The sequence below is a fragment of the Micromonospora tulbaghiae genome, assembly GCF_900091605.1.
GTDB classification, from domain to species: Bacteria; Actinomycetota; Actinomycetes; order Mycobacteriales; family Micromonosporaceae; genus Micromonospora; species Micromonospora tulbaghiae.
This window is the reverse complement of record NZ_FMCQ01000001.1, coordinates 920,611-947,078: the sequence shown is the minus strand read 5'-3', so window position 1 is coordinate 947,078 and position 26,468 is coordinate 920,611. Positions and strand designations below refer to the sequence as shown.

Sequence of the window (26,468 nt, the reverse complement as noted above, 5' to 3'; positions counted from 1 at the left end):
CACGAACTCGATTCGCACGGATCCGTACATCGGATTCCAGACCTTTCAGGTCGGAGTCGTGAAGAAGAACGCTCAGGTTACCCGGAATGCCGCTGCAACGCTGCAAGCAACCGACTCGCGAGATCCTTGCGGCAGACCAGCAGATCCGGTAGACGCGGGTCGGCCCCGTTGTATTCCAGCGCAGAACCGTCGATCCGGGAAGCATGCAGACCGGTGGCCGTCGCCACAGCGACCGGAGCGGCCGAATCCCACTCGTACTGACCGCCCGCGTGGATGTACGCGTCGACCTCACCGGTGACCACGGCGGCGATCTTCGCGCCCGCCGAGCCCATCGGAACCAGATGAGCGCCGACGTCCTCTGCCAGGTCGGTCAGGAAAACCGGCGGACGGCTACGGCTGGCCGCCAACCGGATGACCCGCGCGCCGCCCCCGGTGCCCGCCTCCACAGTCATCGGCGGGTACGCCGGCGGGTGGTCGGTGCCGAGCACCCGGTGCTGGGCCGGCAGGGCCACCGCGCCCGCCGCCAGACCGTGCGGCGTCGACGCGTTACGCGACCAGAGCGCCACGTGCACCGCCCAGTCCGCGCGCCCCTCCTCCGCGTACTCGCGGGTGCCGTCCAGCGGGTCGACGATCCAGACCCGGTCCGCGGTCAGGCGCGACAGCGCCTCGTCGGTCGCCTCCGCCGTCCGGGCCAGCCGCGAACCCTCGTCCTCCTCCGACAGCACCGCGTCCGCCGGCCGCCACTTCGCCAGTTCGGTCCGGATCAGGTCGTGCGAGACCTTGTCACCGGCCGACCGGAGCGCGCCCGCGTCGGCGAAGCCCATCTCCGCGCGCAGGGCCGTCAGCGCCTGACCGGCCCGGGACGCCAGCCACCGGGCGAACCCGCCGTCGATCATCGGAGGACTGCCCATGCTGCTCCCGTCACCCGCCTTCGCTCCCGTCACCCGAGGCGCAGACTACCGACCGCCCGTCAGGCCCCGTGGTAGAGGTTCTGCGTCGGCTCCACGCCCTTGAGAACCACCGACTCCACCACGTCCGCCGCGCGGTCCACCAGGAACTCCAGCTCCTTGCGCTCCGCCGACGAGAAATCCGAGAGCACGTAGTCAGCCGGGTCCTGCCGGCCCGGCGGCCGGCCGATGCCGAACCGCACCCGTACGTAGTCCTTCGTGCCGAGCGACTTCGACATCGAGCGCAGGCCGTTGTGCCCGCCCTCGCCGCCGCCGCACTTCACCCGCACCTGCCCGTACGGGATGTCCAGCTCGTCGTGCACCGCGATCACGCGCGCCGGCGGGATCTTGTGGAACTGCGCCAGCCCGGCCACCGGACCACCGGAGAGGTTCATGTACGTCAACGGCTTCAGCAGCACCAGCTTCGGACCGCCGAACCCCAGCCGCCCCTCGGCGGCCTCGGCCATCGCGCGCTTGTGCCGCCCGAACTTCGCGCCCACCCGGGCCGCCAGCAGGTCCGCCACCATGAACCCGACATTGTGCCGGTTGTTCGCGTACTCCCGGCCGGGGTTGCCCAGGCCGACCACCAGCCACGGCCCCGCCTCGTCCGTCACCCGACGCCCCTTCCCGCTCGCTCGCCCGACCAGTCCCGATACGCCGACAGGCGCCCCCGGGAACCGGGGACGCCTGTCGCACAGCCTTGCGGACCGGTCAGGCCTCGGTCTTCGCCTCGGCCGGGGCCTCCTCGCCCTCGGCGGCCGGAGCGCCCTCGGCACCCTCGGCGGTCTCCTCGCCGACCTCGGCCTCGGCCTCCTCGGCGGCCTCCTCGACCTCGGGGAGGGTGGCCTCGAGCTGCTCGGCGGTCGGAGCGGCGGTCACCGAGGCGACAGCGGTCTCCTCGTCGGTGGCCAGCTCGACGCCGGACGGCAGCTCGACGTCGGCAGCGGTGATCGTGGTGCCCGGCTCGGCGCCCTCGATCGACGCCTCCAGGTGGTCCGGCACCTTGGTCGCGTCGGCGGTCACCGACAGCGTGTCGTGGTCGTGCACGATCAGGGTGTCCTTCGCGGCCTCACCGGTCAGCTGGACCGGAACCTCGACGGTGACCTTCTCGCCCCGGCGGACCAGCAGCAGGTCCACGTGCTCGAAGGTGTCCTTGATCGGGTCACGCTGGATCGCCTTCGGCAGCGCCAGCACCTGGGTGCCGTCGCTGACCTCGATCGCGAAGAGCTGGTTCGCACCGCCCTTACGGATCGCGGCGGCGAACTCCCGCGACGGGAGCGCGATGTGCTTGGGCTTCTCGCCGTGGCCGTACAGCACGGCGGGCACCTTGCCGGCCCGGCGGGTACGACGGGCACCACCCTTGCCGAACTCGGTACGGGGCTCGGCGCTGATCTTTACCTCGGACACGGGGAAACTCCTGATGCTTCGCTGCGGCGGCTTGTCGTCTGGCGGTGCTGGGGCGAGGGGCTCGCTGGGGCTAGGGTCATGAACGACCGCCCGGAGCACCGCGTCGATGACGGCGCCTCCGTGCGGTGCTTGTCAGCAGCCCGCCGGGCACCCTCGCCGTGGCAACCGCACCAGTCTACCCGAGGGAATTCCCGGCTCTCCGGCAGTCCCCCGTTATCACCGCCGGGCCGGTTCCGCAGGGCATCGGCCCGGTCGCCGGAGAACTCCCCGGCGACCGGACCGGCGTGCTCAGCTCAGGCCACCGAACAGGGTGGTCACCGACCCGTCGTCGAAGACCTCCCGGATCGCCCGGGCCAGCAGCGGGGCGATCGACAGCACGGTCAGCTTGTCCAGTTGCTTCTCCGACGGCAGCGGCAGCGTGTTCGTCACCACGACCTCGCTGATCGGGCTGTTCTTCAGCCGCTCCGTCGCCGGGTCGGACAGCAGCGCGTGGGTCGAGGCGACCACGATCTCCGCCGCGCCCTGCTCCTTGAGGATGTCAGCCGCCTTGGTGATCGTGCCGCCGGTGTCGATCATGTCGTCCACGATCAGGCACACCCGGCCCTCGACCTCACCGACCACCCGGTTCGCCACCACCTGGTTCGGCTTGAGCGGATCGCGGGTCTTGTGGATGAACGCCAGCGGGCAACCGCCCAGCCGGTCCGTCCACCGCTCGGCCACACGTACCCGGCCAGAGTCCGGCGCGACCACCGTCATCGGCCGGCCCGCGTACTTGTGCTCCACGTACTCGGCCAGCACGTCCATCGCGAACAGGTGGTCCACCGGGCCGTCGAAGAAGCCCTGGATCTGCGCGGTGTGCAGGTCCACGGTCAGGATCCGGTTCGCACCCGCCGTCTTGAGCAGGTCGGCGATCAGCCGCGCCGAGATCGGCTCCCGGCCGCGGTGCTTCTTGTCCTGCCGCGCGTACGGGTAGAACGGCAACACCACTGTGATCCGCTTGGCCGAACCACGCTTCAGCGCGTCGACCATGATCAGGGTCTCCATGACCCAGGTGTTCACGCCGTGTGTCACGGACTGCACCACGAAGGCGTCCGAACCACGGACCGAGTCCTTGTACCGGACGAAGATCTCGCCGTTGGCGAAGTCGTACGCGTCGGCCGGCGTCGGCGCGACGCCGAGCACCTCACCGATCTCCTTGGCCAGCTCCGGAAAACCCCTCCCGGAGAAGAGCATCAGGCTCTTGCGGTTCTCGGCGACGATGCTGCCCATGGGCCCGTCTGCTCCCGTATGTCGGTGGTGCCCGGCGGCGGTGGGCCGGGGACTGTTCGGTTGCAGTATGCCCCCGGTTCAGCGATCCACCCACGGCCCGGCGATCGCCGTGGAGTCAGTCACCTTCGCTTGCGGCGCCGCCCGTGTCCGACGCACCCTCACCGGCCCGCCGCGCCGCCTCCGCGGCGTCCGTGCCGGCCCGCTTGCGCAGCACCCAGCCCTCCACGTTGCGCTGCTGACCACGCGCCACCGCCATCGCGCCCGGCGGCACGTCACCGGTGATCACGGAACCCGCAGCGGTGTACGCGCCGTCGCCCACCCGCACCGGCGCCACGAACATGTTGTCCGCTCCGGTACGCGCGTGACTGCCGATGGTGGTGTGGTGCTTGCGTACCCCGTCGTAGTTGACGAAGACGGTCGCCGCGCCGATGTTGCTGTGCTCGCCGATCGTCGCGTCGCCCACGTACGACAGGTGCGGCACCTTCGACCCGTCACCGATCGACGCCTTCTTGGTCTCCACGAACGTGCCGACCTTCGCCTTGCGGCCCAGCCGCGACTCCGGCCGCAGGTACGCGTACGGGCCGACGCTCGCCTGCGGGCCCACCTCGGCGCCGAGCGCGTGGCTGCGCACGATGCTCGCGCCCGCGCCCACCACCGTGTCGACGAGCGTGGTGTCGGGGCCGACGAGCGCGCCCTCGCCGACCGTCGTGGCGCCCTGGAGCTGCGTGTTCTGGTCGATCACCGCGTCCCGCTCGACGGTCACCGTCACGTCGATCCAGGTGGTGTGGGGGTCGAGGATGCTGACCCCGGTACGCATCCAGCTCTCGTTCACCCGGTCGCGCAGCAGCCCGCGCAGCGCGGCCAGCTCGACCCGGTCGTTGCAGCCGAGCGTCTCCACGTGGTCGGCGGCGCAGTGCACAGCCACCGGCTCCCCCGCGTCGCGCAGCAACGCGAAGACGTCGGTCAGGTACTCCTCGCCCTGGTCGTTGTCGGTGGAGAGCTTGCCCAGCGCCTCCCGCAGGCGAGCCGCGTCGAACGCGTAGATGCCCGCGTTGATCTCGCGCAGCGCGCGCTGCTGGGGGGTGGCGTCGCGCTCCTCGACAATCTGCTCCAGCTGTCCTTGCACGTCCCGCACGATCCGGCCCAGGCCGGTCGGGTCCGGCACCTCGGCGGCGAGCACCGTAGCCGCCGCGGCGGCCTCCTCGTGCGCCTCGACGAGCGCCTGGACCGTCTCCGGCCGCAGCAGCGGCACGTCCCCGTTGATCACCACGACGGTGCCGGAGGCGTCCGGCACCGCGTCCAGCGCGATGCGGACCGCGTGCCCGGTGCCGAGCTGGCGCTCCTGGAGCACCGGAGTGGCGCCGGGGGCGACCTCGGACAGGTGCTCCCGGACCTGGTCGGCGCCGTGGCCGACCACGACCACTGTGCGGTCCGCGCCCAGCGGGCCGGCCGCGGCGAGGACGTGACCGAGCAGGGTACGGCCGAGCAGCGGGTGCAGAACCTTGGGCAGGGACGACTTCATCCGCTTGCCCTCACCGGCGGCGAGCACGACAACGGTGCGGAGGTGGGGCTGGGACACGACGTGGCTCTCCCGTCGGGACGGCGACAGTCTCGCGGTCATGCTAACCAGAGCAGCCCGCAGGTTGCCGCGTACCCCAAGAAGGGCACCTATACCTGGATTTGCTCGGCCGCCAGGATTCGAACCTGAAACACAAGAACCAAAATCTTGGGTGTTGCCAGTTACACCACGGCCGAAGGGACGCAGACAGCTTAGCGGGTGCCGTCCGCCTCCGGAGGTCTCGGATCGGGGGCAGACGCCGCGACCATGCCCTCCACCGCGCCGGTCATCCACAGGTACAGGTCGCGCGAGCGCGGCACTCTCACGACGAGACATCCCGGTACTCCACCCCGACGTCGGTCCGCGTGGTCCGGGGGTGGTGTCTCTTCAACGTCTTCGTGGATGGCCACGCGATATCTCAGCTCATGGCGGCTTCGCCCTGTCGTCTCGACGAAGCGGACGAACAGTTCCACCAGGCGGATGTCGCTGTTGGTGAACGTCAGGTCGTAACGGGGGTTGCCCGGTTTGCTCTTCGTGCCAGCCCTCCTCGCGCAGCCGATTTGCGGCGCCCCGCAGCGCCCCACGCCGACTGCGGCCGCCGGTGGCATCCGGCTGATCACCCATCTCGCTCCTGTCCCACCGCGCGCCCGACCCCGGCCATCACGCCCTCGATGCGCCAGTAGAGCCACCGGCTGCGCGGAACGGTGATCACCAAACAGCCGCGGTAGTCCGCGCCGTTGTTCCGCCGTACCGTCGCCGGGTTGTGCCGTTTGAGGGTCGCCCGGCCGAACCGCTCCGGCGGAAGGGCCAGCCGTTCCACCCACCAGCGTTCCGCCGCAGGGACATCGGCGGACTCGTGGATCAGGAGCCGATAGGCCGGCACGTCGCGTTCGATCCCGCAGGAGGCCAGGAACGCGAGGAACAGGGCGAGCAGCCCGGGATCGCTGTTGACGAACTCCAACCGGCCCTGGGGCCGCCAGGGCTTGGACTTGGCTCCCTCACACCAGTAGATCGCGGCGCCCAGCATCAGCAGATCCCGCTCGCCGAGACCGCCGACCACACCGGCGGCGCGGGCCTGCTCCGCGGCCTGGGCGGCGTCCCGCGCCTCCCGGTACGCGCTCCAGCGCGCCTCCGTCATCGCCTTCGAGTGCTCGCGGCGCCGCTCGGCCGTCTCATCGTCCGGGTCCAGCGGCAGGTGCCGCACCCACTGGTAGGCGGTCGACTTCGCCACCCCGAGGCGCGCCGCGATCTCGTTGACCGACCGGCCCGCCGCGCGCAGCCGCAGGGCCTCGACACGGGCGTCGTCCCGGGCTCGCGGCCGGCGGGTCCACTCCGGCGGCGGGATGCCGCGCAGCAGCGCGTACACCCGGTCGCGGCCGATGCCCAGGCGAGCCCGGATCTCGGCGACGGAGAGCTGCTCGTCCACACGTAGGCGCCGCGCCTGGGCGGCGAGGGGGTCGGTCACGGGCACACATTAGAACGCGCGTACGACAGCGGCCGGTCTGACCGCGAGCGTCGCGCCTGGCAGGATGGACGGGTGACCGACGTTTCCGGCAGCGAACGCGCCCGTCGGCGGCCCGCGCCGGCGGCGAAGCCCTCCCGGGTGCGGATGTCCGCGACGCAGCGGCGCGAGCAGCTGATCTCGATCGCCCGGCAGATCTTCGCCGAGCGCGGTTTCGACGCGACCTCGATCGAGGAGGTGGCGGCGCGCGCCAAGGTCTCCAAGCCGGTGGTCTACGAGCACTTCGGTGGCAAGGAGGGGCTCTACGCGGTGGTGGTGGACCGGGAGGTCCGCGCCCTGCTGGACCGGATCACCACGGCGTTGACCGCGGGAAACCCGCGGGAGCTGCTGGAGCAGGCCGCGCTGACGCTGCTGACCTACATCGAGGAGGAGACCAGCGGGTTCCGGGTGCTGGTCCGGGAGTCGCCGCTGATGTCGGCGACGGGCAACTTCAGCAGCGTGATGAACGACGTGGCGCACCAGGTGGAGCACATCCTGGCGGGCGAGTTCTCCATCCGGGGGTACGACCCGAAGCTGGCGGAGCTGTACTCCCAGGCGCTGGTGGGCATGGTGGCGCTGACCGGCCGCTGGTGGCTGGAGGTGCGCGAGCCGCGCAAGGAGACGGTGGCGGCACACCTGGTGAACCTGGCCTGGAACGGGCTGTCGCACCTGGAGTCGAAGCCGGGGCCGATCCCCCGGGGCTGACGCCGCTCCGGCACGCGTCGGCAGCCGCGCTCAGCGCTCGCCGATGGGGTGGTAGCGGCGCTGCCGTTCCTCCTCGGCGTGCTCAGGTGTGCCGACCTTGTCGTACAGGCCGGTGGCGAGCAGGACCAGCCCGAACAGCAGCGACACGATGACTGTCGACATCGAGAAGTTGAGGAAGTTCGCGGAGGTCTGGAGCACGGACATCATCAGGATGCCGGTGACCAGGAAGACCGCCCCGGCGGTGAGGTTCATGTAGTGGCCGAGGTTGTCGCGGCGGGACGCGCCGACCAGCAGGACCGCGCCGAAGACCACCGAGACCAGCGAGAACGCCAGGTTGGTACGCAGGCCGAGAGCCCAGTCGCTGTCGCGGCCGAACAGTCCTTCGCCCCAGGTCTGGAAGACGCCGAAGACGCCGAAGACCAGGATGTAGAGGCCGATGAGCCCGGACAGCACCCGGTAGAGCGGCCGCGCGGGGTGGTTCACCGGGAAGTGCGCCATGATGCCCTCCAGCCGTGTGACTGATTCGGGGCAATTGTCGCCTGCGGTGTCCGCTCACGTCCGGAAAACACCGAAGGCCCGGCGCGCTGCGCCGGGCCTTCGGTAAGAGGCGGGATCAGAGCACCAGGCGGGCCTTCTGCCAGGCCTCGTGCTCGTCGTCGGAGCCGACCTTGCCGTACATGCCGACCATCAGGAGCACCAGCGCCAGGGTCAGGACCACGACGTCGGTCATGATCGAGAAGTTGAAGATGTTGGCGTCGGTCTGCAGGAACGCCAACGCGGCCAGGCCGATCACCATCAGCGTGTAGGCCAGCCACTGGTTGATCGCCACGTCGAGGTTGCGGCCGATCGCGGTGCCGACCAGGATCACGACGCCGACCAGCACCGACAGCAGCGAGAACGCCATGTTGGTGCCCTGGCCCAGAACCTTGGTGTCGTCCTGGGCGAGGAAGTCGTTGCCGGCGCTGGCGATGATGCCGAGGCCGCCGAAGACGACGAAGTACAGACCAACGATCCCGCCGATCGCCCGGTAGATCGGCCGCGCGGGGTGGTTGACGGGGGTGTGGGCCATCTCTGCGTCTCCAAAAGACCGTTCGGACGAGGGTTCCACCGGTGATTGTCCCGTACGCCGGTCAGTGACGCCGCACACCCCCCACCCCGGCGGCAGGTCAGCCGGCCGGAAGCTCCTCGGCGAGAGCCAGCCAGGTCTCCTCGGTCCGGTCCCGCTCGGCCCGTACCTCCTTGAGCTGGGCGTCCAGCTCGGCGACCCGGGCGTAGTCGGTGGCGTTCGCGGCGAGCTGCTCGTGCAGGCCCGCCTCCTTCTGTTCGAGCTTGGCGATCTGCCGTTCCAGCCGGTTGAGTTCCTTCTTCGCGACGCGTACCTCGGCGGCGGACATGCCCTCACGCGCCGGGGCCGCCGTGGCCGGGGTGAGGTCGGCGGGCGCCGGGCCGCCGGCCGCGGCGGCGCGGGCCAGGTACTCGTCGACGCCGCCGGGCAGGTGCACCAGCCGGCCGTCACCGAACATGCCGTACGCGACGTCGGTGACCCGCTCGATCAGGTAACGGTCGTGGCTGGCCACCACGATCGTGCCGGGCCACGAGTCGAGCAGGTCCTCCAGCGCGGCGAGCGTGTCGGTGTCCAGGTCGTTGGTGGGTTCGTCGAGCAGGAGCACGTTGGGTTCCCCGGCGAGCAGCCGCAGCATCTGCAGGCGCCGGCGCTCGCCGCCGGACAGATCGCTCACCGGGGTCCAGAGCCGCCTGTCGTCGAAGCCGAAGATCTCGGCGAGCTGGGAGGCGCTGATCTCCCGGTCGCCGAACTGCACCCGGCGGGCGACCTCCTCGACCGCTTCCAGCACACGCAGGTGGCCGGGGAGTTCGGCGAGTTCCTGGGACAGGAACGCGGGCCGGACGGTCTGCCCGGCGGCGAAGCGCCCGCTGTCGGGGCCGGTCACTCCGGCGAGCATCCGCAGCAGGGTGGTCTTGCCGGCGCCGTTGCGGCCGAGGATCGCGACCCGGTCGCCGGGGCCGACCTGCCAGGTGGTGTCGTGCAGGATCTCCTTCGGGCCGGCGTGCAGCCGGACGTGTTCGAGGTCGTACACCTGCTTGCCGAGGCGGGCGGTGGCGAGCCGTTGCAGCGACGTGGTGTCGCGGGGTTCCGGCACGTCGGCGATGAGCGCGTTGGCCGCGTCGATGCGGAACTTGGGCTTGGAGGTACGCGCCGGCGCGCCGCGGCGCAGCCACGCGATCTCCTTGCGGAGCAGGTTCTGCCGGCGGGCCTCGGTGGCGGCGGCGACGCGTTGCCGCTCGACGCGGGCCAGCGTCCACGCGGCGAAGCCGCCCTCGTACGCCCGGACGGTCTGGTCGGCGACCTCCCAGGTGCTGGTGCAGACGGCGTCGAGGAACCAGCGGTCGTGGGTGACCACCACGAGCGCGCCCTTGCGGGTGACCAGGTGCCGGGCCAGCCAGTCGACGCCGCCGACGTCCAGGTGGTTGGTGGGCTCGTCGAGGACGAGCAGGTCGGCGTCGCGGACCAGCAGGGCGGCGAGCGCGACGCGGCGGCGTTCCCCGCCGGACATCGGGCCGACCGGCGTGTCCAGGCCGAGGTGGGGCATGCCGAGGCCGTCGAGGATGGCGCGCACACCCGCGTCGCCGGCCCACTCGTGCTCGGCGCCCATGCTCTCGCCGAGCCAGGCGGTGCCGAGCACCACGTCCCGCACGGTGAGGTCGGGGGCCAGGTCCAGGCGCTGCGGCAGCCAGGCCACCCGCAGGTCGCGGCGGTGGGTGACGCGGCCGTCGTCGGGTTCCTCGGTGCGGGTGAGCAGCCGCAGCAGCGTCGACTTGCCGGCGCCGTTGAGGCCGACGACGCCGACCCGGTCGGCGTCGTCGAGGCCGAGCGAGACGTCGGTGAGCAGCGGCCCCGCGGCGCCGTACCCCTTGGACACCCGGTCCAGGTTGACGATGTTGGCCACTGACCCACCCTTCACGACTCAGGCGTCCCGGGGGTCCGGGACGCCTGAGTCAAGGGTACGGGGCGTCAGACGACGCGGGCGCCGGCGACCGGGCCGTGCGCGACGCGGGCCTCCCGGCACACCCCGGCGGCGGTGATCTCGGCGGCGATCCGGACGGCGTCGGCCCCGCCGGTGGCGAGGAAGACGCAGGTGGGACCGGAGCCGGAGACGATGCCGGCGAGCGCGCCGGCCGCCTCGCCGGCCTTGAGCGTCTCGGCCAGCGACGGGCGCATGGTCAGCGCGGCGTCCTGGAGGTCGTTGCCGAGTGTGGCGGCGAGCACCCGCGGGTCGCGCTGGCGCAGCGCGGCGAGCAGCGCGTCGGTGCTGCCCAGCGGCGTGCCGGCGGTTCCGGCGTCGCGCAGCCGGTCCAGTTCCCGGTACGCGGCCGGGGTGGACAGGCCGGCGTCGGCGATCGCCACCACCCAGTGCCAGGAGGTGGGGCGGGCCAGCACCGGGCTGACCGCCTCGCCCCGGCCGGTGCCGAGCGCGGTGCCGCCGTGGATGAGGAACGGCACGTCGGAGCCGAGGTCGGCGGCGATGCCGGCCAGTTCGTCGCGGGACAGCCCGGTGCCCCAGAGCGTGTCGCAGGCGACCAGCGCGGCGGCGGCGTCGGCGCTGCCACCGGCGAGCCCGCCGGCGAGCGGGATCTGCTTGCGCAGGTGCAGCCGGGCGTGCGGGGCGACGCCCGCGTAGCCGGCGAGCGCGTGCGCGGCGCGCAGCGCCAGGTTGGTGTCGTCCAGCGCCAGCTCTCCGGCGCCCTCGCCCTCCATGGTGAGGGTGAGCGTGTCGCCGCGGCGGGCGGTCAGCTCGTCGTAGATGGAGATCGCGTGGTAGACGGTGTTCAGCTCGTGGTAGCCGTCACGCCGCAGCGGTCCGACGCCGAGATGCAGGTTGACCTTGGCGGGCACCCGCACCTTGACCGGCCCGCTGGCGCCGCGCCGCTGCCCGTCCTCGTCCTCCGGTCGCCATGCCTCGGTCACCGGGTGGACTCCACCGGACGTGGGCGGATGTCGAACGGCTTCGGCACGGTCAGCTCCTCGGCGCAGGGGCGGGCAACGGCGCCAGCCTACTGCTCGGCGCCGGGGGCGTCCGGGGCCGACGCGGCGATGGCGGCGAACTGCTCGACGGTGAGCGATTCGCCCCGGGCGCCCGGGTCGACACCGGCGGCGGTGAGCGCGGCGGCGGCCCGGTCGGCGCCGCCGGCCCAGCCGGCCAGGGCGGCGCGCAGCGTCTTGCGGCGCTGCGCGAACGCGGCGTCGACCACCGCGAAGACGGCCCGCCGGGGTACGTCCGGCCGGGGCGGCTCGCGCCGGGTGAACGCGACCAGGCCGGAGTCGACGTTCGGCACCGGCCAGAACACGTTCGGCGGGACCTTGCCGGCGGCGCGGGAGCGGGCGTACCAGGCGAGCTTGACCGACGGGATGCCGTACACCTTGGAGCCGGGACCGGCGACGAGCCGGTCGGCGACCTCCTTCTGCACCATCACCAGGCCGTGGCGCAGCGTGGGCAGTTCGGCGAGCAGGTGAAGCACGACCGGCACGGCGACGTTGTAGGGCAGGTTCGCCACCAGCGCGGTCGGCGCCGGGTCGGCCAGGTCGGCGGCGGTGACCCGCAGCGCGTCGGCCGGGTGGACGGTGAGCCGCTCGGCGGCCGTCCCGGCGAAGCGGGCGGCGGTGTCCGGCAGCGCGGCGGCGAGCGCCGGGTCGAGTTCGACGGCGTGCACGTGCGCGGCGACCGGGAGCAGGGCGAGCGTGAGCGAGCCGAGCCCGGGGCCGACCTCCAGCGCCACGTCGTCGGGGGTGAGCCCGGCGGTGGTGACGATCCGGCGCACGGTGTTGGGGTCGTGCACGAAGTTCTGGCCGAGCTTCTTGGTCGGCGTGACGCCGAGGCGTGCGGCGAGTTCCCGGATCTCCGCCGGGCCGAGGAGTCCGGTCACGCCGGGCATCCTCTCACCACGGCCCGAACGCGCGGTCGCCGGTCGCGGAGATGGTGGCGCAGAGTTCGTCCAGGTCGGTGCCGGTGGTCTCGGCGAGGAAGCGGACGGTCAGCGGGATCAGGTACGACGCGTTGGGCCGTCCCCGGTACGGCATCGGGGTGAGGTAGGGCGCGTCGGTCTCGACGAGCATCTGCTCCGGCGGGGTGACGGCGGCGGCCTCGCGCAGCGCGGCGGCGCTGCCGAACGTGACGGTGCCGGCGAAGCTGAGCAGGAAGCCGCGCCGGACGCACTCACGGGCGAAGTCGGCGTCGCCGGAGAAGCAGTGCATCACCACGGTGTCCGGGGAGCCCTCGTCGTCGACGACGCGCAGCACGTCGGCGTGTGCGTCCCGGTCGTGGATGACGAGCGCCTTGCCGTGCCGCTTCGCGATGGCGATGTGCGCCCGGAAGCTCTCCTCCTGCGCGGCCCGCCCCTCGTCGCCGGTACGGAAGAAGTCCATGCCGGTCTCGCCCACGCCCCGGACGCGGTCCCGCCCGGCGAGCGTCTCGATCTCGCGCAGCGCCTCGTCCAGGTCGGCCAGCCGGGGCGCCTCGTTCGGGTGCAGCGCGACCGTGGCGAGCACCGGGGCGTACCGGTCGGCGACGTCGGCGCTCCACCGGGACGAGCCGACGTCCACCCCGACCTGGACGAGCCGGTCCACGCCGGCCCGGGCGGCGACGTCGATCGCGGCCGCCACCGGGTCGTCGCCGGGGCTGCCGCCGGGAGGCGTGCCGAACTCGCCGACGGTGATGTCGAGGTGGGTGTGGCTGTCCAGCACGGGCACGGGCAGCGGCTCGGGGGCGGGCGGGAACTCCCCGGCCCGGCGGGCGGCGCGCTGCTTGCGGGTCTCGGTCTGCTCGGTCATCGCGGCCAGCATCACACACCGGCCCGGTGCGGCGTTCCCGGACCGCCACCGGCTGTTCACGTGCCCCACATCCGGCGGGCTTAGCGTCCTGGAGTGACCGTCACCGACCAGGCCGGCGGGCCCGCCTCCGACCGGGCCGGGTTGCGCGTGACGTACGGCGGCCGGGTGCACCCGGCCGAGGAGATCGCCCGGGGCGCGGCGTACGAGTTGTTCAGCGCCGACGAGGCGCCCGGCTTCGAGTGGTGTCCCCGACCCGGTGGCGGCTACCCGTGGCGCCGTTTCGTGCACGCGACCGAGGTGGACGCGGTGCACGGCGCGACCGGGCCGGGCGACGAGACGGACGCGCCGCTGCTGATGCCGCTGCACCGGGACCGGGGCTGGGCGTACGTGCACCGGCTCAGCCAGCAGCCCGGTGCGGCGGCCGATCCGACGCTCGCCGCGGTACGGGCGTCGGCGGTGATCCGGCCCGGCACCCGGATGGTGAAGGTGCTCTCCGCCCGGCAGCTCGCCGGCCACGTGCGCGGCGTGCTGCCGCACGGCTTCTGCTACCGGGAGCACGACGTGGCGCACCTGCGGACGCCGGCCGGGATGGCGGTGCTGCGGGGCGACTCCGAGGGCGGCGACGTGGCGTACGCGCTGCGCTGGCGGGCCGCCGACCCGGCCGACTACGAGATGCCGGTGGGCGCGGCGCACCGGGGCCTCATGGCGTTGCCGCCCCGGGACCGGCAGGGGCCGCCGGTGCTGGGCACCGGGTTCGTGCCGAGCAACGGGCAGCTCGTACCGGAGTTCGTCACCCGGGAGTTCGCCGACCTGCCGATGCCGGCGAACGCGACGCTGCTCGCCTACCCGGCCGAGGGGGTGGAGGTGGTGCTCTACACCTACCAGGCGGAGCAGCGGGGCTGGCTGCGCCTGGCCGGGCCGCAGTGGCGGCACCTGCTCGCCGCGGTGCCCGGTCTGGCCGCCGACCAGGAGTACGTGCCGACCGGCGAGACGCCGCTGTCCACCCGGCTCGTCGGCACGTACGCGGGTTCGGAGTACGAGGCGGTGGCCGACCAGCCGGGCGGGTTCCGGGTGCTGGCGATGACCCGGGCCGCCCGGTATCCGGTGGAAGCGGCGGCCCGGCGGCTGCGCACGGCGGCCTGGCGCGGGGTGCCGTGCCTGGTGCTGCGGGAGGAGGGCGGCTGGCTGCGGCTGCGGCTGCGCCGCCCGGATCCGGACGCGGTGGCCGCGACCGGCGCGCAGTGTCTGGAACGGGGTGTCTACGAGGTCTGGGCGCCCGGCGCCGAGCTGACCGACGACCGGGTGGTGGATCTGCCCTATCCGGCCGGGCACGAATAGACGGGGGCGGCTGGGGAAGGCGTGGGGCGTCCGAGAAGCCCGCGCGAGGGGGAATCCCGACATGCCTTTCGTCACCGTCGGTACGGAGAACTCCGCACCCATCGACCTGTACTACGAGGATCACGGTTCCGGTCAGCCGATCGTGCTGATCCACGGTTTCCCGTTCAACGGGGCGACCTGGGAGAAGATGAGCGGTCCGCTGCTGAACGCCGGATACCGGGTGATCACGTACGACCGGCGCGGGTTCGGCAACTCCGCGCAGCCGGCCATGGGCTACGACTACGACACGTTCGCCGCCGACCTGGACGTGCTGATGACCGAGCTGGACCTGCGCAACGCCATTCTGGTCGGGCACTCCATGGGCACCGGTGAGGTGACCCGCTACCTGGGCGCGTACGGGTCGGACCGGGTGGACCGGGCGGTCATGATGGCCCCGTTGGCGCCCTACCTGCTGAAGGCGCCCGAGGATCCGGAGGGCGTCGACAAGAGCATGTTCGAGGGGTTCCAGAAGGCGATCATCCAGGACCGGTTCGCCTACCTGACCCAGTTCTGCGACGCGTTCTTCAACGCCAGCGAGAACCGGGGGAAGCTGGTCAGCGACGAGGCGTACCACGCGCACTGGCAGATCGGCGCGCAGGCGTCGGCCAAGGGCACCCACGACTCGGTGGACGCCTGGCAGACCGACTTCCGCGCCGACCTGCCGAACATCGACGTGCCGGTGCTGATCATCCAGGGCGACAAGGACAACGTGCTGCCGTACCCGGTGACGGGCCAGCGGCTGGTGAACATGCTGTCCGACGCCAAGCTGGTCACGCTGAAGGGCGCGCCGCACGGCACGCCGTGGACCCATCCCACCGAGGTCAACAAGGCCATCATGGAGTTCATCGGCAAGCCGAGCATGGCGACCGCCTGACCTGGCGGACGACCGCGGCCCCGGGAATCTCCCCGGGGCCGCGGTCACGCGTGCGTGGTCAGCCGGCCAGGCGGGCCAGCTCCTCCTCGACGATGGACGGGTCGAGCTTGCGGAACACCGGCTTCGGCGCCGCGAGCGGCCGGCCCACCTCCAGGGGTACGGACTCCCAGCGCGCCCCGACCGTGTAGTCACCGGTCAGCACCGGGTACGACGGCCCGCCGTCGAGGTCGTCGACCTCCTCGATGACGGGCATCGGCGCGTGCACGCCGGTGCCGCCGAGCAGCTCGTGGATCTTCTGGGCGGAGTGCGGCAGGAACGGGGTCAGCAGCGTGTTGGCGTCGCTGACGACCTGGAGCGCGACGTGCAGGATGGTGCCCATCCGGGGCTTGTCGTCCTCGCCCTTGAGCTTCCACGGCGCCTGCTCGGAGAGGTACTTGTTGGCCTCGGCGACGACCTTCATGGCCTCGCCGATGGCCTGCTTCTGCCGGTGCCGGGCGATCAGGTCGCCGACCACCGTGAAGCCCGCCTTCGCGGTGTCCAGCAGCGCCTGGTCGGCCTCGGTGAGCCCGGCCGGGTCGACCGGCGGGATGGCGCCGAAGTTCTTCGCGGCCATCGAGACGGACCGGTTGACGAGGTTGCCCCAGCCGGCGACCAGTTCGTCGTTGTTGCGGCGCAGGAACTCGGCCCAGGTGAAGTCGGTGTCGTTGCTCTCCGGGCCGGCCACCGCGATGAAGTAGCGCAGCGCGTCGGCGTCGTAGCGCTCCAGGAAGTCCCGGACGTAGATGACCACCTTGCGGGAGGAGGAGAACTTGCGTCCCTCCATGGTCAGGTATTCGCTGGAGACGACCTCGGTGGGCAGGTTGAGCCGGCCCAGCTCGCCCGGCTCGCCGTCGCGGGCGCCCGCACCGGAGTAGCCGCCGAGCAGCGCCGGCCAGATCACCGAGTGGAAGACGATGTTGTCCTTGCCCATGAAGTAGTAGGAGCGGGCATCACCGCCAGCTCCGCTGGCAGAGACGGCGGAGCCCTCGCCGTCCGATGGATTCCAATACTTGCGCCACGCCTCCGGGTCGCCGGTGCGGCGGGCCCACTCGATGGACGCGGACAGGTAGCCGATGACCGCGTCGAACCACACGTAAATCCGCTTGTCCGGGCGGTCGCGCCAGTCGTCGAGCGGGATCGGCACGCCCCACTCCAGGTCGCGGGTGATGGCCCGGGGCTGGAGGTCGTCGAGCAGGTTGCGGGAGAACCGCAGCACGTTCGGGCGCCAGCCCTCGCGGGTGTCCAGCCACTGCCGCAGCGCGTCGGCCAGGGCGGGCAGGTCGAGGAAGAAGTGCTCGGTCTCGACGAACTCCGGCGTCTCTCCGTTGATCTTCGACTTGGGGTCGATCAGGTCGACCGGGTCGAGCTGGTTGCCGCAGTTGTCGCACTGGTCGCCGCGCGCGCTGTCGTAGCCGCAGATCGGGCAGGTGCCCTCGATGTAGCGGTCGGGCAGCGTGCGGCCGGTGGACGGGGAGATCGCCCCGGTGGTGACCTTCGGGACGATGTAGCCGTTGCGGTGCAGGCCGGTGAACAACTCCTGCACCACGGCGTAGTGGTTGCGCGTGGTGGTGCGGGTGAACAGGTCGTACGACAGGCCCAGCGCCCGCAGGTCCTCGGCGATCACCCGGTTGTAGCGGTCGGCCAGCTCGCGCGGGGTGACCCCCTCGGCGTCGGCCTGCACCTGGATCGGGGTGCCGTGTTCGTCGGTGCCGGAGACCATGAGCACGTCGTGGCCGGCCATCCGCATGTACCGGGAGAAGACGTCGGAGGGAACGCCGAATCCGGATACGTGGCCGATGTGGCGCGGGCCGTTGGCGTAGGGCCAGGCGACCGCGGCGAGAACGTGACTCATGAGCAGCAAGCCTAGTGATTGCCGTGGGTGCGCCGCGAACCAATGGGGTGTGCGCTCCGACCGTACGTCCGATTTGTCGCCGACACGCGGCGTGAGCTGCCCAACAAGCCAGACGTACCGGTGTGAAATGAACATCGTGACCAGCAGACCAGCGGCGCCCGAGCCTTCGGCGGCCGCCACCCGGCGCGCGGCGCGGCCCACGCCGCCCGGCGGGCCCGTCGCCCCGCAGCCCCGGCTCGACCCGGCGGACCCGCCGGTGGAGGTGGAGCCGACCACCGGAGCGCCGGTGGACGCGGTGCCGAACCGGGTGCCGGTACGCCAGCCGCGCTGGCAGCGCGAGGCCGCCCCGTCCGGCGGCTGGGCGCCGATCGAGGAGGTGCACTGGGACGGCACGCCGCTGCGCGACGAGCCGGGCCCACGCCCCGGGCGGGCGCCCGCGCGGCGGGAACGCGCCCGCCCGGCTGTGCCGCCGAGCCCGCCCGCCGGGCTGGCCGTACTGCTGACGCTGAGCCTGCTCGCCGCGTTCTTCGCCTGGGTGAGCGCCGGGCCGTTCTGGCTGGCGGTGGGGCACTCGACCGGCGGCACCGTGATGATCACGCAGTGCGCGGGCGGCGGGCTCACCCAGCGCTGCCGGGGCATCTTCTCCGCCGACGGGGACCGGTTCCAGGCCCACGGGGTACGCGTCAGCGGTGTGCCGGCCGGCCGCACCGACACCGGCAGCTCGCTGCGCGCGCGGATGACCGGGCCGGCCGGGTCCACCGCCTACGCGGACACCGGCGCCGGACGGCACCTGCGCTGGCTGCTGGGGTTGGCCCTGGTGGCCGGCTGCGCCGCCGGGATCGCCAGGTGGACCGGGGCGACCCGGCTCGCGGAGGAACGGCAGCGGCGCTGGGCGGTCGGCCTGGCGCTGGCCGGGCCGGCGTTGATCACTCTGGGTTTCCTGGCCGCCACCTGGTGAGGTGCCCGGCGCCTCAGCTGTGCACCACCGCGTACACCTCCCGCCGCCGCAGCCCGTACGCGGTGGCGACCTCGGTGATCGCGTCCCGGCGGGACAACCCGGCCGCCTCGCGCTCGGCCACCGCGGCGCGCAGCGTCTCGTCGTCCGGCCGGACCGCGGGCGTGGCCGGGGCACCGGCCACGACGAGCGTGATCTCGCCCCGGGGGTCGCCCTCGGCGGCCCACTCGGCCAACTCGCCGAGCGGCCGGCGGACGACCTCCTCGTAGGTCTTGGTCAGCTCACGGCAGAGCGCGGCTGGACGGTCCCGGCCGAACGCCTCGGCCAGGTCGGCGAGCGCCCCGGTGATGCGGTGCGGCGCCTCGAAGAACACCAGCGTGCGGTCCTCGGCGGCGAGCGCGCGCAGCCGGGAGCGGCGGGCGCCGGGGGTACGCGGCAGGAAGCCCTCGAAGCAGAACCGGTCGCAGGGCAGCCCGGACAGCGCCAGCGCGGTGGTCACAGCGCTCGGCCCGGGCGCCGCGGTGACCGGCACCCCGGCGTCCAGCGCGGCCCGGACCAGCCGGTATCCGGGGTCGGAGACGCTCGGCATGCCGCCGTCGGTGACCAGCGCGACCGTGTAGCCGGCGGTGAGCACCTCGGCCAGTTCGGGGGTACGCCGTTCCTCGTTGCCCTCGAAGTACGAGACGATCCGGCCGGGCACCGTCACGTCCAGGTCGCGGGCCAGCCGGGTGAGCCGCCGGGTGTCCTCGGCGGCGACCACGTCGGCGACGGCCAGCACCTCGCGGAACCGGGCGGACGCGTCGGCCGGGTTGCCGAGCGGCGCGCCGAGCAACACGAGCCGCCCTACCTCGGACATTTCCCCCACGGCGTGCGCTCCTTCATCGACGGTCGTACCAATTTCGGAGACGACGGACGCCACCGGGCACCCTCGCAGCCTACGATCGCCGGGTGACGAGTGCGTCGACAGCACAGAGCGCGAACCCGGACCCTTCCACCACCGACCGGGGCGACGGCGCCGGGCGCGGGCTCCCCGCGGCCGTGCGGCGCCGGCTCGCCACGGTCGACGACCGCATCGGCCGAGGTCAGGCGTGGCTGGCGACAGCGGTGGTGGTGGCCATCGCCGCCATCCTGCGCTTCGTGGGGCTCAGTTTCCCGCCCGGGAAGATCTTCGACGAGACCTACTACGCCAAGGACGCGTACGGGCTGATCGACCGCGGCTTCGAGTGGAACTACAAGGACAACGGCCCCTCGTACGTGGTGCATCCACCGCTGGGCAAGTGGATGATCGGCATCGGCGAGTGGGCCTTCGGCTACCAGGACGCGGACAGCGGCGTCTCGGTGCCGGGTCATCTGATGACCACCTCGCCGGAGTTCGGCTGGCGGTTCGGCGCGGCGGTGGCCGGCACGCTGTCGGTGCTGCTGCTGGTCCGGATCGGGCGGCGGATGTTCCGCTCCACGGTGCTCGGCTGCGCGGCCGGCCTGCTGCTCGCGCTCGACGGCTACCACCTGGTGCTGTCCCGCACGGCCATCCTCGACATCTTCCTGCTGCTGCTCGTGCTCGCCGCGTTCGGCGCGCTGGTGCTCGACCGGGACGCCCGGCGGCGGCGCTGGGCCCGGGCGCTGGAGGGCGGGCTCGACCCGACCCAGCCGGGGCGGGCCGGCCGGCCGTCGTCGGGCTGGCGGGACTGGCCGTGGTGGCGGCTGGCGGCCGGGGTGCTGCTCGGCTGCGCCTGCTCGGTGAAGTGGAGCGCGCTCTACTTCGTGCCGGCGTTCGCGTTGCTGGTGCTGCTCTGGGAGGTGGGCGTCCGCCGCTCGTCCGGGGTACGCCGGCCGTGGCGCGACGCCGTGCTCGACGAGTTGCCGTGGCTGCTCGCCGCGGGCGTGCTGATGCTCGTGACCTACGTCGCGACCTGGTCTGGCTGGCTGCTCGGGCAGGACGGCTACTACCGCCTGGCGGAGCGCTACCCGAACAACCCGGAGCTGAGCGACACCCCGTTCGTCGGGGCGCTGATCAACCTGTGGGAGTACCACAAGGCCGCGTACGGCTTCCACACCCAGCTCGACGACCCGCACAAGTACCAGTCCTGGCCCTGGCAGTGGCTGCTGCTCGGCCGCCCGGTGGCGTTCCACTGGTCCGGGGACGGCAGTTGCGGCGCGCCGAGCTGCGCCTCGGAGGTGCTGCTGCTGGGCACGCCGCTGCTGTGGTGGTCGTTCCTGCCGGCGCTGGCCGCGACCGCCTGGCTCGGCCTGGCCCGGCGGGACTGGCGGGCGGGCGCGATCCTGCTCAGCGTCGCCGCCGGCCTGCTGCCCTGGTTCTGGTTCGCCCTCGACGGCCGGACGATGTTCTCCTTCTACGCCGCGCCGGCGGTGCCGTTCCTGGTGCTCGCGGTGGTCTACGTGCTCGGCGCGATCGCCACCCCGGCGCCGGTGACGAACACTGCCGCGCCACCGGACCCGCAACAGGTCCACGACCGCCGGTTGGTGGGCGGGATCATCGCGGGCGCGTACGTGTTGCTCGTGGCGCTCTGTTTCGCGTACTTCTACCCGATCTTCGTGGGCCGGGTGCTGCCGTACGCGGACTGGTCGGCGCGGATGTGGCTGGACGGCCGCTGGATCTGACGCGGGGCGCCGGGCACTGTGCGGCGCCGGGCACAGAGAAGCGCGCCCCGATCGCCTGCCACGGGGGAAGCGGGCGATTGGGGCGCGCAAGACAGAGCTTAACCACACTCCGGCAACCGCACAACGGGTGCGGGCCGGTCAGATTTCCGACGGGTGCACCACCGGCCGAAAGGTTTACATGGTGCAGCTGACGGTGGGTCGCGGCGCGCGACCGTGACGGGTCCGGCAGGCGCCGGAAAGATCCCCCGCCGGGGACCTCCGACCCGGATGATCTTCCAAAGTGGATCTCACTACACTTCGCCCGGTGATCAACAAGAGACGATCGACGGCCGTCCTCATCGGACTGCTGGCGGCGGCCGCGATGATCGGGCCGAGCCCCGCCGGGGCCGACGACGAGACCACCGAGCCCGTCGCCGAACCACCCAAGGTCGAGCTGGTCCTCGACGTCAGCGGGTCGATGCGGGCCCGCGACATCGGCGGCCGCAGCCGGATCTCCGTCGCCCAGCAGGCGTTCAACGAGGTGGTCGACGCCCTGCCGGACGAGACACAGCTCGGCATCCGGGTGCTCGGCGCCACCTACCGGGGCAAGGACAAGAAGCAGGGCTGCCTCGACACCCAGCAGATCGTGCCGGTCGGCCCGGTGGACCGCACCCAGGCCAAGGCCGCCGTCGCCGGGCTGCGCCCGACCGGCTTCACCCCGGTCGGGCTGGCGCTGCGGTCCGCCGCGCAGGACCTCGGCACCGGCAGCACCGCCCGCCGGATCGTGCTGATCACCGACGGTGAGGACACCTGCGCGCCGCCCGACCCGTGCGAGGTGGCCCGCGAGCTGGCCGCCCAGGGCACCCGGCTCGTCGTGGACACGCTCGGCCTCGCGCCCGACGAGAAGGTACGCAAGCAGTTGCTCTGCATCGCCGGCGCGACCGGTGGCACCTACACCGCCGCGCAGAGCGCCGACGAGCTGACCGGCCGGATCAAGCAGCTCGTCGACCGCGCCCGGGACACGTACACGGCCGCCCCCGCGGTGGTCGGCGGCGGCACGGCGTGCGAGGGCGCGCCGCTGCTCGCCCCCGGCGTCTACAGCGACCGGGAGGCGTTCTCCGAGCACCGCTGGTACCGGGTGCCGGTGCGGCCCGGGCAGGAGCTGCGCGCCTCGGTGAGCGTCGCGCTGGACCGCCCGGTCAACCCGGACTACGGCGTGCTGCTGCGCGCCACCGCGCCGGACGGGCGGGAACTGGTCCGAGGCGTCGACGCCGGCAGCGGGCGTACCGACGTGGTCTCCGCCGGGCTGCGCTGGTCGGCCGCCGAAGAGGAGCAGGACGGCCCGAGCGCCGAGCCGACGCCGGGCGCCGAGCAGGCCGTACGGACCGTCTGTCTGGTGGTCAGCAACTCGTTCGCGGCCAAGCCCGGCACCCAGGCCCGTCCCGGCATGCCGGTCGAGCTGACGGTCGACGTGGTGGCCGCCTCCCCCGCGCCGGACGGGCCGGACCTCGGCCGCGGCTGGGTGCTGCTGCTCCTGCTCACGCTCGCCGGACTGCTCACCGGGCTGCTCGCCGGACTGCTCACCCGCTGGTGGGTGCACACGTGGAGGACGAACTGAGCATGCGTACGCTGATCCGCGCCGCGGCGGCGACCACCGCCGTCGGACTCACCCTCACCCCGGCGGCGGCCCTGGCCGCGCCCAGCCCGTCACCGGGCGCGACCACGGTGACCAAGGCCGGCACCTCGTTCCTCACCGCCACGACCGTCGCCGCCGGTCAGCCGGTGCAGGTGGGCGCGTCGACCGGCGACCACCTGTACTGGTCGTTCCGCGCCGACGCCGGGCAGGTGCACGAGGTCACCGCCACCGTCACGTTCCCGAAGTCACGCAGCGGCGCGTCCACCTGGACCGTCGACGTCTTCGACGGGCTGCGCCGCCGGCAGGCGTGCACAGCGGGCGCGCAGACCCCCACCGCTGACGCGTCGGCGACGAGCGTCGCGCTGGGCTGCACGCTGCGGCGGGTACGGCCGTGGGCCGAGCCCTGGTCGGGCGACCCGCTGCCCGGCACCTACTACATCCGGCTCTCCGTCACCGACCTGCCCGAACCCGACCTCGGTCTGCCGATCGACGTGGAGATGCTCGTCGGCGCGACCGACGAGGGCGGCGCGTCCGGCGACGACGGCGAACTGGCCGCGCCGCTGGTGCCGAACACCCGCGCCGGAACCGTGCTCACCGCCGAGCCGACACCCGAGCCGGTGGCCGACGAGGAGTACGACCTGACCGGCTGGCTCCCCGAGGCCGGATCGCGCTGGGTGTGGACCACAGTGGGCGGCGTGCTCGCCGCCGTGGCCGGCGTGGTCGGCTTCGGGCTCACCCGGCGGCCCCGCCGCCCCTGAGGACCGCAACCGGTGGCCGCCGCGAACCCGACGCGGCGGCCACCGGACGCGCTCACGCCTCGGCGGTACGCGGGCCGCGCGGCACCCAGCCGATGAACCGGTCCTGGAGCGCGGTGACCGGCACGGAGCGCAGATCCTGCGCCGCCGCGGCGAGGCAGGACCCGAGATAGACGCTCAACGACGCCCGGTCCACCTGGTACTCGCGCAGCAGGTGATGACGTTTCGTGGTGCAGGGCCAGTCGTCACCGCACGAGCCGCAGGTCCAGTGGGGGGTCACCGGCACGTGCTCGCCGCCGGTGCTCCCCGAAACCTCCGCGCCAGGCGTCATCGGCCGCTCCTTCCGAGTCGGGAATGGGTGGTGATGGACCGGTTGCCTCCCCGCAACGTTCCGTCAGCGCAGCGGCACGCCCAAGCGTTACGGTACGTTCACCGCGTGTCCCCGTCATCCACCTCTCGTGCGTGATCTGCTTCCGGCCGAGGTCGCCGTGGCGGTGGCCGGCCCCGCCGACTGGGCCGGTGACCTGCTCCCGGCCGAGCTGGCCGCCCTGGGTGAGCGCGCGGTGCCCGGCCGTCGCCGCGACTTCACCGCCGGGCGGGTCTGCGCCCGCCGGGCGCTCGGCGCGCTCGGCCTGCCCGCCGCGCCGGTTCCCGCCGGCGCCGACCGGGCCCCGATCTGGCCGCCCGGCGTGGTCGGCGCGATCACCCATACCCGCGACTACTGCGCGGCGGCCGCCGCCCGCGCCACCGACGTGCGCGCCGTCGGTATCGACGCCGAGCGCTACCGGCCGCTCTCCCCGGGGGTACGCCGGAAGGTGTGCCGCCCCGACGAGGAGGCGGACCTGGTCCGGCTGCCGTCCGGCACGCCCTGGCCCACCGTGTTGTTCAGCGCGAAGGAGACCGTCTACAAGGTCTGGCACCCGCTGGTCGGGACGTGGCTGGGCTTCGCCGACGCGCGCGTCGTGCTCGACCCGGAGGCGGGCACGTTCCACGCCCTCATCGCACCGGCCCGGCTCGCTGCCGCCCCGGTGCCCGATCCGCCGTCAGCGGTGACCGGACGGTTCGCCGTGGACGACGACCTGGTCCGAACCGCGGCCGTCCTGCCACATCGATGAGGCACTGCCGGGCGGGTTGTGCCCGGCTTGTACCGTCGTTCCGACTGAAAATTCCGAAGGCGCCCAAGGAGTACGGTGAGCCACCCTCAGCCTCCGTCCGGGTCACCGGACCCGAACCAGCAGCCGCAGGAACCGCCGACGCAGGCGTTCCCCACCGCCCCGATGCCGCCGGTGCCGGGCAACCCGTACGCGCCCCCACCCGCTCCCACCTCGGGTGCGCCCTACCCGCCGCCTTCGGACGCGCCGCAGCCGCCCGTCTCCGGTGCGCCACCCGTCTCCGGTCCGCCGCAGCCGCCGACTTCCGGGGCGCCCTATCCGCCGCAGCCGGGTCCGGGCGAGCAGTACCCGCCCGCGCCCACCACGGCGTTCCCGCCGGCACCGCCCACCTCGGGCGCGCCCTACCCGCCGCCGGGCAGCGAGTACCAGCCCTCGGCCGGGGCGTACCAGCCGCCGGGGTTCGAGTACCAGCCGCCGGGCGGGGCGTACCCGCCGCCGGGCGGTTACCCGCCGCCGGGTGGTGGCGCGTACCCGCCGCCGCCCGGAGCGCCGTTCGGGCCGCCGGCGAAGAAGTCGAACAAGAACATCTGGATCACGGTCGGCATCGTCGCGGTGATCCTGCTGCTGCTGTGCTGCGGTGGCGGCATCTTCGCCATCTACAGCGGCGCGAAGAAGACCCAGGAGGCGATCGACTCGCTGCCCACCCCGGGCGTCACCTACGGCCAGCCCACAGGTGACACCCCGACGGGCGCTCCCACCGGCACGTCGCAGCCGGGCAACACCGACGACAAGACGTTCAACATGCCGGCCGGCGACAAGCTGGTCGTCAACGACGACCGCGGCACCATCGAGATCACCGTCGGCAACTTCCGGACCAGGAACGCCGCCTGCAGCGAGGTCATGCCCGGCCCGAAGAACGGCATGTTCCTGATCGCCGACGTGACCGCCGAGATCACCAAGGGCACCGGCTCGATCAACCCGTTCTACTTCACCTGGGTCGCCGCGGACGGCACCGAGGAGAGCGGGATCGGCGGCGCCTTCTCCGGCTGCGGCAAGCTGATGACCTCGGGCACCAACCTGCCCGAGGGGTCGAAGCGCAGCGGGCAGCTCATCTTCGACGTGAAGGACCAGAACGGCGTCGTCGAATACAAGCACCGCTTCCGTTCCGCCGGGTCCTGGAAGCCCTGACCTGACGCGAAACCCCGCACGGGGGCCGGTCCACTGCGGACCGGCCCCCGTGTCCGTTCGGGTGGCGCCGGCAGCCGTTCGGACATTTCCATGTGCGCGTGCCGGCCCCCGGTCGCCAGGCTCGGAGCATGGCGAACGAGACGACGATCCCGCTGCTGCCGTGCCGCTCCCTGGACGACGTGGCGCCCTTCTACCAGGCCCTCGGCTTCGAGGTCACGTACCGGCAGGAGCGCCCCAACCCGTACCTCACGCTGCGGCGGGAGGATCTCCATCTGCACTTCTTCGGGATGCCGGAGTTCGATCCCGCCGACTCGTACGGCTCCTGCCTGGTCGTGGTGGACGACCTGGTCGACATCCACCGGGCCTTCGCCGACGGGATGCGTGCCACGTACGGCAGGGTGCTCGTCTCCGGCGTGCCCCGGATGACCCGACCCCGGCCCCGCCGCAACCAGGATGGCCACTTCGGGTTCAGCATCGTCGACCCCGGCGGCAACTGGATCCGGTTCGTCGGCCGGGCCGAGCCACCCCGGGCCGACGACAAGGGCGGCCTGGCCCGCACGCTGGGCAACGCGGTGGTGCAGGCCGACTCGCGCGGCAATCCCGGACAGGCCGCGCGGATCCTCGACGGCGCGCTGGCCCGCCCGGAGGCCGCCGACGACCCGGCCGTCCAGGTGGAGGCGCTGGTCTACCGGGCGGAGCTGGCGCTGCAACTCGGCGAGCCGGAGTCCGCGCGGGAGCTGGTGCGGCAGGCCCGCTCGATCCCGCTGGACGACGGTTCGCGCCAAGCGCTGGCAGACACGCTCCGGCACGCCGAGGACCTGACCGCGAGCATGCCGCCCGCATAGCCGCC

At 72.9% G+C, this 26,468-nt stretch carries 25 protein-coding genes, 1 tRNA gene and 1 pseudogene; 10 read left to right on the top strand and 17 right to left on the bottom strand.

From position 1 onward, the window contains the following. Window positions 1-77: 77 nt before the first annotated feature. From GA0070562_RS04645 to GA0070562_RS04615, 8 genes and pseudogenes are all read right to left on the bottom strand, one after another. Entirely contained in the window at window positions 78-911 is an 834-nt protein-coding gene (locus GA0070562_RS04645) for an inositol monophosphatase family protein (RefSeq protein ID WP_091415298.1), read from the bottom strand. Between the two features lie 59 nt (window positions 912-970). Next, the gene (pth, locus tag GA0070562_RS04640; RefSeq protein ID WP_091415293.1) at window positions 971-1,561 is read right to left on the bottom strand and encodes an aminoacyl-tRNA hydrolase; all 591 of its coding nucleotides are present in this window, start codon (window positions 1,559-1,561) and stop codon (window positions 971-973) included. A 97-nt stretch (window positions 1,562-1,658) separates the two neighbouring features. Further along, window positions 1,659-2,354: a 50S ribosomal protein L25/general stress protein Ctc gene (locus GA0070562_RS04635; protein ID WP_091415290.1), complete on the bottom strand. Its 696-nt coding sequence runs from the start codon at window positions 2,352-2,354 to the stop codon at window positions 1,659-1,661. Between the two features lie 288 nt (window positions 2,355-2,642). After that, a complete protein-coding gene (locus tag GA0070562_RS04630; protein WP_030501163.1) occupies window positions 2,643-3,623 on the bottom strand; it encodes a ribose-phosphate diphosphokinase in 981 nt (326 codons plus the stop codon). 55 nt (window positions 3,624-3,678) lie between these two features. Further along, window positions 3,679-5,244, bottom strand: a pseudogene (gene glmU / locus GA0070562_RS04625) (bifunctional UDP-N-acetylglucosamine diphosphorylase/glucosamine-1-phosphate N-acetyltransferase GlmU); the annotation flags it as partial. Between the two features lie 62 nt (window positions 5,245-5,306). Then, window positions 5,307-5,378 (bottom strand) — tRNA-Gln (locus tag GA0070562_RS04620). Between the two features lie 15 nt (window positions 5,379-5,393). Then, entirely contained in the window at window positions 5,394-5,801 is a 408-nt protein-coding gene (locus GA0070562_RS29900; RefSeq protein WP_139135428.1) for a hypothetical protein, read from the bottom strand. Beyond that, window positions 5,798-6,646, bottom strand: a complete 849-nt coding sequence (locus GA0070562_RS04615; protein ID WP_091415281.1) for a helix-turn-helix domain-containing protein — start codon at window positions 6,644-6,646, stop codon at window positions 5,798-5,800. The genes GA0070562_RS29900 and GA0070562_RS04615 overlap by 4 nt, the downstream gene beginning before the upstream one ends. A gap of 72 nt (window positions 6,647-6,718) precedes the next feature. On the opposite strand from GA0070562_RS04615, the gene GA0070562_RS04610 reads away from it, so the two are divergent. Beyond that, the gene (locus tag GA0070562_RS04610) at window positions 6,719-7,387 is read left to right on the top strand and encodes a TetR/AcrR family transcriptional regulator (RefSeq protein WP_091415277.1); all 669 of its coding nucleotides are present in this window, start codon (window positions 6,719-6,721) and stop codon (window positions 7,385-7,387) included. 30 nt (window positions 7,388-7,417) lie between these two features. On the opposite strand, the gene GA0070562_RS04605 is transcribed toward GA0070562_RS04610, so the two are convergent. The 6 genes from GA0070562_RS04605 to GA0070562_RS04580 all read right to left on the bottom strand — a co-directional run bounded on the left by GA0070562_RS04605 (window position 7,418) and on the right by GA0070562_RS04580 (window position 13,244). After that, entirely contained in the window at window positions 7,418-7,885 is a 468-nt protein-coding gene (locus GA0070562_RS04605) for a DUF4383 domain-containing protein (RefSeq protein WP_091415273.1), read from the bottom strand. Between the two features lie 115 nt (window positions 7,886-8,000). Beyond that, complete coding sequence (locus GA0070562_RS04600) at window positions 8,001-8,456, bottom strand: DUF4383 domain-containing protein (protein WP_091415268.1); 456 nt, start codon at window positions 8,454-8,456, stop codon at window positions 8,001-8,003. 97 nt (window positions 8,457-8,553) lie between these two features. After that, entirely contained in the window at window positions 8,554-10,353 is a 1,800-nt protein-coding gene (locus GA0070562_RS04595) for an ABC-F family ATP-binding cassette domain-containing protein (protein ID WP_091415265.1), read from the bottom strand. Between the two features lie 65 nt (window positions 10,354-10,418). After that, window positions 10,419-11,372: a 4-(cytidine 5'-diphospho)-2-C-methyl-D-erythritol kinase gene (locus GA0070562_RS04590; RefSeq protein ID WP_091415261.1), complete on the bottom strand. Its 954-nt coding sequence runs from the start codon at window positions 11,370-11,372 to the stop codon at window positions 10,419-10,421. A gap of 86 nt (window positions 11,373-11,458) precedes the next feature. Continuing rightward, window positions 11,459-12,328 (bottom strand): 16S rRNA (adenine(1518)-N(6)/adenine(1519)-N(6))-dimethyltransferase RsmA, encoded by an 870-nt coding sequence (gene rsmA / locus GA0070562_RS04585; protein ID WP_091415257.1) that lies wholly within the window; start codon window positions 12,326-12,328, stop codon window positions 11,459-11,461. A 13-nt stretch (window positions 12,329-12,341) separates the two neighbouring features. Beyond that, the gene (locus GA0070562_RS04580) at window positions 12,342-13,244 is read right to left on the bottom strand and encodes a TatD family hydrolase (RefSeq protein ID WP_091416211.1); all 903 of its coding nucleotides are present in this window, start codon (window positions 13,242-13,244) and stop codon (window positions 12,342-12,344) included. Between the two features lie 81 nt (window positions 13,245-13,325). On the opposite strand from GA0070562_RS04580, the gene GA0070562_RS04575 reads away from it, so the two are divergent. After that, entirely contained in the window at window positions 13,326-14,570 is a 1,245-nt protein-coding gene (locus GA0070562_RS04575; protein WP_091415255.1) for a hypothetical protein, read from the top strand. 61 nt (window positions 14,571-14,631) lie between these two features. Continuing rightward, the gene (locus tag GA0070562_RS04570; RefSeq protein WP_091415250.1) at window positions 14,632-15,483 is read left to right on the top strand and encodes an alpha/beta fold hydrolase; all 852 of its coding nucleotides are present in this window, start codon (window positions 14,632-14,634) and stop codon (window positions 15,481-15,483) included. A 58-nt stretch (window positions 15,484-15,541) separates the two neighbouring features. On the opposite strand, the gene metG is transcribed toward GA0070562_RS04570, so the two are convergent. Continuing rightward, window positions 15,542-17,374: a methionine--tRNA ligase gene (gene metG / locus GA0070562_RS04565; RefSeq protein ID WP_091416207.1), complete on the bottom strand. Its 1,833-nt coding sequence runs from the start codon at window positions 17,372-17,374 to the stop codon at window positions 15,542-15,544. 127 nt (window positions 17,375-17,501) lie between these two features. Here metG and GA0070562_RS04560 point away from each other — a divergent pair, with 127 nt between their 5' ends. After that, entirely contained in the window at window positions 17,502-18,332 is an 831-nt protein-coding gene (locus GA0070562_RS04560) for a hypothetical protein (protein ID WP_225853259.1), read from the top strand. Window positions 18,333-18,345: 13 nt separating this feature from the next. Here the strand turns inward: GA0070562_RS04560 and rsmI are convergent, their stop codons facing one another. After that, a complete protein-coding gene (rsmI, locus tag GA0070562_RS04555; protein WP_393350041.1) occupies window positions 18,346-19,185 on the bottom strand; it encodes a 16S rRNA (cytidine(1402)-2'-O)-methyltransferase in 840 nt (279 codons plus the stop codon). A 92-nt stretch (window positions 19,186-19,277) separates the two neighbouring features. On the opposite strand from rsmI, the gene GA0070562_RS04550 reads away from it, so the two are divergent. The 3 genes from GA0070562_RS04550 to GA0070562_RS04540 all read left to right on the top strand — a co-directional run bounded on the left by GA0070562_RS04550 (window position 19,278) and on the right by GA0070562_RS04540 (window position 23,321). After that, window positions 19,278-20,948, top strand: coding sequence for a dolichyl-phosphate-mannose--protein mannosyltransferase (locus GA0070562_RS04550; protein ID WP_091415240.1), 1,671 nt, complete (start codon window positions 19,278-19,280; stop codon window positions 20,946-20,948). 304 nt (window positions 20,949-21,252) lie between these two features. Beyond that, window positions 21,253-22,545: a VWA domain-containing protein gene (locus tag GA0070562_RS04545; RefSeq protein WP_091415236.1), complete on the top strand. Its 1,293-nt coding sequence runs from the start codon at window positions 21,253-21,255 to the stop codon at window positions 22,543-22,545. A gap of 2 nt (window positions 22,546-22,547) precedes the next feature. Then, window positions 22,548-23,321, top strand: a complete 774-nt coding sequence (locus GA0070562_RS04540; protein ID WP_091415231.1) for a peptidase — start codon at window positions 22,548-22,550, stop codon at window positions 23,319-23,321. A gap of 52 nt (window positions 23,322-23,373) precedes the next feature. On the opposite strand, the gene GA0070562_RS04535 is transcribed toward GA0070562_RS04540, so the two are convergent. Further along, window positions 23,374-23,649 carry a hypothetical protein gene (locus tag GA0070562_RS04535; RefSeq protein ID WP_091415228.1) on the bottom strand — a complete coding sequence of 92 codons (276 nt, stop codon included), beginning with the start codon at window positions 23,647-23,649 and terminating at the stop codon, window positions 23,374-23,376. A gap of 127 nt (window positions 23,650-23,776) precedes the next feature. On the opposite strand from GA0070562_RS04535, the gene GA0070562_RS04530 reads away from it, so the two are divergent. The 3 genes from GA0070562_RS04530 to GA0070562_RS30870 all read left to right on the top strand — a co-directional run bounded on the left by GA0070562_RS04530 (window position 23,777) and on the right by GA0070562_RS30870 (window position 26,463). Next, entirely contained in the window at window positions 23,777-24,433 is a 657-nt protein-coding gene (locus GA0070562_RS04530) for a 4'-phosphopantetheinyl transferase family protein (protein ID WP_175438612.1), read from the top strand. Window positions 24,434-24,508: 75 nt separating this feature from the next. Next, a complete protein-coding gene (locus GA0070562_RS04525) occupies window positions 24,509-25,618 on the top strand; it encodes a hypothetical protein (RefSeq protein ID WP_091415224.1) in 1,110 nt (369 codons plus the stop codon). A 128-nt stretch (window positions 25,619-25,746) separates the two neighbouring features. Continuing rightward, a complete protein-coding gene (locus GA0070562_RS30870; RefSeq protein WP_091415220.1) occupies window positions 25,747-26,463 on the top strand; it encodes a VOC family protein in 717 nt (238 codons plus the stop codon). Window positions 26,464-26,468: the final 5 nt, after the last annotated feature.